The sequence below is a fragment of the Variovorax sp. P4_D9 genome (assembly GCF_056401695.1).
Window position 1 is genome coordinate 1 of sequence record NZ_JBFUIU010000792.1, and the last position, 4,047, is coordinate 4,047.

The window sequence follows — 4,047 nt, forward strand, 5'->3', positions numbered from 1 at the left end:
GACAGCGCCCACCCGCCTGAGCGTCCACAGCTCGGTGGCAAATCCATGTTCGGTCGGGCTTTGCAGGATGGCCGCGCGCACGGCGGCCAATTGCCCCCCATCCAGCTGGGCCGGACGCCCGCGCTCGGGCACGGCTCGAAGCGCATCAATGCCGCCTTCATCGAGCAGGCGCTTCCATGTGTACACGGTTTGCCGAGCCACCCCGACGGCCAGGGCCGCATCGGCGCAACTCTTGCCGGCCAGCAGCATTCGCCCCGCCCGCAATCGCTTCTTCGCCGCCTCGCTCAATCGCTTTTGCACCATGCCAATATCCTCCAGCATTATTCCTGGAGGCATAACGCTCGGCGCGCTCAGCGGTTGTCATGATTTACGAAAATATCAATAGGCAAACATTCGTGATGAATCAATAGGCACGCAACCAGTCGCTACGTAGGACTGGATTCTTCTGAACAAGAGGCCGGCGTAGCAGAGAAGACGTATTCGGCCCAAGAGGCAGGGCAACCAACGCGGGACCGCGGCTGATGCCGAGGCTATCTGCGAAGCCGTCACCTGGCCCAGTATGCGATTTGTGCCGGTGAAGAGTGCGGCAAGCCGTGGTGTCGCTGCATTGCGCGCGCCAGGGCTTTGTCATCGCCCGTACAGCGCAGGCCAACCAGATCCGCAGCCTGCTCGGCGAGTTCGGCCTGGTCATCTCGAAGGGCATCTGCCATGTCGCAGCACCGTATTACTTAACTTTGCGAGGATCTGACGCTCCTGCGTGATGCCCGCACAGCGCGATCGTTCCAACTTGCCTTGTTCTGTTCAATCAGATCGACCCAGGTCTCGGCCGGCCATACAGACGCAGGGCCTTGAGTTCGGCAATGACGTCACGCATGGTCGGCTGCCTGGATGTCGCGCAGTCGCTCATAGCGGGCCGTGTTGGCAATCGGCGGTATCAGCACCAGCAGCGACAGCGCCAACTCCACGGCCACTAGAACCGCCTCCAACCCCGCCGTCAGTACCAGGTCCAGCACCCGGGCCATCAGGCGGTCGCCTCCGCTCTCGCGCGACAGCGCGCGGCGCAACTCGCTGCAGCGACTGCGGTAAGTCCGTGAATGAGGCCCCATTGGGCAGCGCTCCAAGCTTCCTCTGCACCAGTGGGATGTAATGCTGCCAGTCGCAGCGTGTCTTGCCCTTGCCTGTCAATCGCTCGCGCTCGGCCACGACGGCATCGCCGGCCACTACCGTCACGCGCGTCGGCCCCAGGTGCGTGCTGACAATCTGCCCGGCCAGCTCGCACGGCATCGAGTCGTCATCGAGACAAGGCAGGTGCTGCTGACCTGCGACGCTGCAGATCAGTCCAAGTAGTCGAGAAACAGAGGTATCGCGCGTTGGAGAAAGGAAACTTCGCTTGCGGGGATGCTTCGTGGTTCCAGGTCAAAATGGATGAACGTGCCATAGGGCGCCCCGTCATTGCGCGTCAGCAGCCGTCCGTAGTATGACTCGACGAGGCCGACGTAGGGGCGGTAGGTCATCAGGTGCTGGTCTTTCGAGACATGGCTGGTCGCGAATTCGCCCTGCTCGATCGCGTGCTGGCAAAAGCTCTTGTCTAGAGGAACTGCTTTCAACCAGGTGCGGTATTCAGAGTGACGATCGAAGACATGCGTCGAGTGCATCGCCTCGCCGCCCAACTTGTAAATGGCTGTGTATCTGTACTGCGTCCTGTCATTGAGGAGCGCCAACGCAGGGCGAACCCCTTCGGTGGAAAGAACGCTACGAACTGCAGCGACCTGCGCCGACAAGTCAATCTCAGGCATCGGGGGTCTTGGAGTAGTTGTGCAGGGCTAGGCGGTCGGCGACGCGAGATTATTGACGACATCAAGAAGCCCGTCCATGTGGGGACAAACATTCGACGCACGTGGCGCAGTGCTTCCTTGCTGGCCACGGCCTCTTCAAGGGCCTTGCGCAGGCGCCGCACTTCGGCCTCCGAGTCGTTTAGCAGTCGAGCTGAAACGCTCCAGTTCGGCCTGCTCAGGCTTCATCACGCTTTGACCTGGAAACGCCTGCTGCGGGTCCGCTGTCGCCTCACGTACCCATTTGCGCGACACGTTCTCGTGCAGATCGAGGTCTCGCGTGCAGCCTGCGCCACAGACACGCCTCGTTGCTTCACCAGCTTGACAGCCTCAAGCTTGAACTCGGCTGAACTGCCTTCTCGTTCCCATGAACCACCTCCGGTTTCATTCCACACCTTACCAAGTGTCTTTGAGACCGGCAGTAGCCCAGACCTTCACATGTCTCCATCGGACGTGTCGCCGCTCAACTTGAGTGTTGGCAGGCGGAGGGCGAGTGGCTTTTCAGTGCGTCCTGAGGCTCAGTTCTTGCCGAACTTTGCCTTTGCGGCCGCCATACAACCGGCCTTGGCATCACCCGACATGCCGTCGCACTTCTCGGCGGCGACCTTGTAGTCGGCATCGCGCTTCGCCTGGCTGGCGTCGACCTTGGCCTCGCCGATCTCCTTGCCCATCTTGGCGTTGGCCAGCGCCTTGGTCTCGATGGCCTTGGCCTCCTGGACGCACACGTCGTTGGCATTGCCCGATTGGTCATCGCACTTTTCCTTGGCGACCGCATAGGCCGCCTCAGCCTTTGCCTTCAGCACCTTGTTGTGGTCGCTGGACTTCCCGGTATGGGCGTATTCCAGTTCGGCGCTCGCGACCTTCTCCTTGGCCTTGGCTTCTTCGACGCAGATGTCCTTGGCGTTGTCAGCCAAAGGGGCGCACGCCGCCTTGTCGGCCTTGAAGTCCGCGCTGATGCGGGTTTTGCCGGCCGTGTAGTCGGCCTTGCTCATCGTCGCTGCCTGTGCCATTGGCAGCACCAGCATGGCGACGACAATCAATGAAGCCTTGAGATTGAAAAACGTGTTCATACGAGCCTTTCTTGGCCATCAGACCTAGGGGTCGCAAAGCATTGACCGCGCCCTTGCTTGAGCGCCGGGCAAAGTGCGCTACGCCACGTCGCCTCCACCATTTGTAGAAGGCCGAGCACGTCTGGTCTGTGCGTTACCGAACATTCGTGCCCTCTGCATCCCGGACCCACACCATTGCCAACGCGCGCCACCGCACGGATTGCATGCGCGCCCCAGTCTCCGCCCGTCAGGGTCGCGACGCAGCGCGGCCCGTAGTGGATGGTTTGGATTTCAGGCCGCTGGTGCGGTGACGAGTCCGCCGTTGGCGTGGTCATGGAAAGGATTCGTCTGAATGGAGCCGTCGGGACAGGCAGAACCGGCTGAGGTTGTTGTTCCGTGCTCAGCCCTCCAGGCGACGGCTAGATCTTTCCCACCAACAACAGAACGATCAGGACCAGAAGCACCAGCCCGAGCCCCCCGCTGGGGCCGTAGCCCCAACCCCGGCTGTGGGGCCAGGATGGAATCGCGCCGATGAGCAGCAGAATCACAATGATCAGCAGAATTGTTCCCAATGTCATTTCATTTCTCCCGTCAGTGAGTCGTAGCGGCGCAGCGTTCGAGCAAATTCGCGCAGTGCGCCAACGCCGCTTTGCTCAGCGCGCCGGCACCAGTCCTCCAACTGTTTCACCAACTGTTCCTTCGAGGCGGCGGATCGGCTCCACAGGCCAATGAGCTCTTGCCGCATCGAGTAGATGGTGCTCAGCACCGTGCTGGAATGCAGAGCCTGGTCAAGGACGGCACGTTCTTTGTCCGGAAGTCCCTTCGCGTCCCTTTGCAGCAAGTACTTAACCGGATCCAGCGCTCTGGCGTCGGTCGAACTCGGGTTCGTGCTGGCCCGCACGCTGAGGAGTTCCTCCACGGCAGTCGGGCGCAAGAATCTGGCGAACTTGGCCAGCACGTCGTACCGGTGGGTGATGACGGCCTGCAGGGTCCTCACATCGCAACGAGTCTTGGATGTGTTGTAGCGAATCCTGGGCGCCACCTTGCGCACCCTGGCCAGGTGGATCATTTCCAGGATGCGGATGTACATCCAGCCAATGTCGAACTCCCACCACTTGCTGGTCAGCCTGGCGGAGGTGACATAGGCATGGTGGTTGTTGTGGAGC

The 4,047-nt window shown here is 61.2% G+C and carries 5 protein-coding genes and 3 pseudogenes; 1 reads left to right on the forward strand and 7 read right to left on the reverse strand.

Annotated features, from left to right (window positions below):
- Positions 1-303 (reverse strand): helix-turn-helix domain-containing protein (locus AC1DY5_RS45265; RefSeq protein ID WP_478120937.1); only part of this gene is annotated, 303 nt, incomplete at its 3' end.
- Positions 304-505: 202 nt separating this feature from the next.
- Here AC1DY5_RS45265 and AC1DY5_RS45270 point away from each other — a divergent pair.
- Positions 506-713 (forward strand): annotated as a pseudogene (locus tag AC1DY5_RS45270) (IS110 family transposase); the annotation flags it as partial.
- A gap of 153 nt (positions 714-866) precedes the next feature.
- On the opposite strand, the pseudogene AC1DY5_RS45275 reads toward AC1DY5_RS45270, so the two are convergent.
- From AC1DY5_RS45275 to AC1DY5_RS45300, 6 genes and pseudogenes are all read right to left on the reverse strand, one after another.
- Positions 867-1,325, reverse strand: a pseudogene (locus AC1DY5_RS45275) (Mu transposase domain-containing protein); the annotation flags it as partial.
- Between the two features lie 9 nt (positions 1,326-1,334).
- Positions 1,335-1,796: a hypothetical protein gene (locus AC1DY5_RS45280; RefSeq protein WP_478120933.1), complete on the reverse strand. Its 462-nt coding sequence runs from the start codon at positions 1,794-1,796 to the stop codon at positions 1,335-1,337.
- 171 nt (positions 1,797-1,967) lie between these two features.
- Positions 1,968-2,227 (reverse strand): annotated as a pseudogene (locus tag AC1DY5_RS45285) (transposase); the annotation flags it as partial.
- 123 nt (positions 2,228-2,350) lie between these two features.
- Positions 2,351-2,902, reverse strand: a complete 552-nt coding sequence (locus tag AC1DY5_RS45290; protein ID WP_478120934.1) for a hypothetical protein — start codon at positions 2,900-2,902, stop codon at positions 2,351-2,353.
- A 398-nt stretch (positions 2,903-3,300) separates the two neighbouring features.
- Positions 3,301-3,459 carry a DUF3309 family protein gene (locus AC1DY5_RS45295; protein ID WP_478120935.1) on the reverse strand — a complete coding sequence of 53 codons (159 nt, stop codon included), beginning with the start codon at positions 3,457-3,459 and terminating at the stop codon, positions 3,301-3,303.
- A partial coding sequence (locus tag AC1DY5_RS45300; RefSeq protein ID WP_478120936.1) for a DesA/ISL3 alpha bundle tail domain-containing protein occupies positions 3,456-4,047 on the reverse strand: 592 nt, incomplete at its 5' end. The genes AC1DY5_RS45295 and AC1DY5_RS45300, both read right to left, overlap by 4 nt.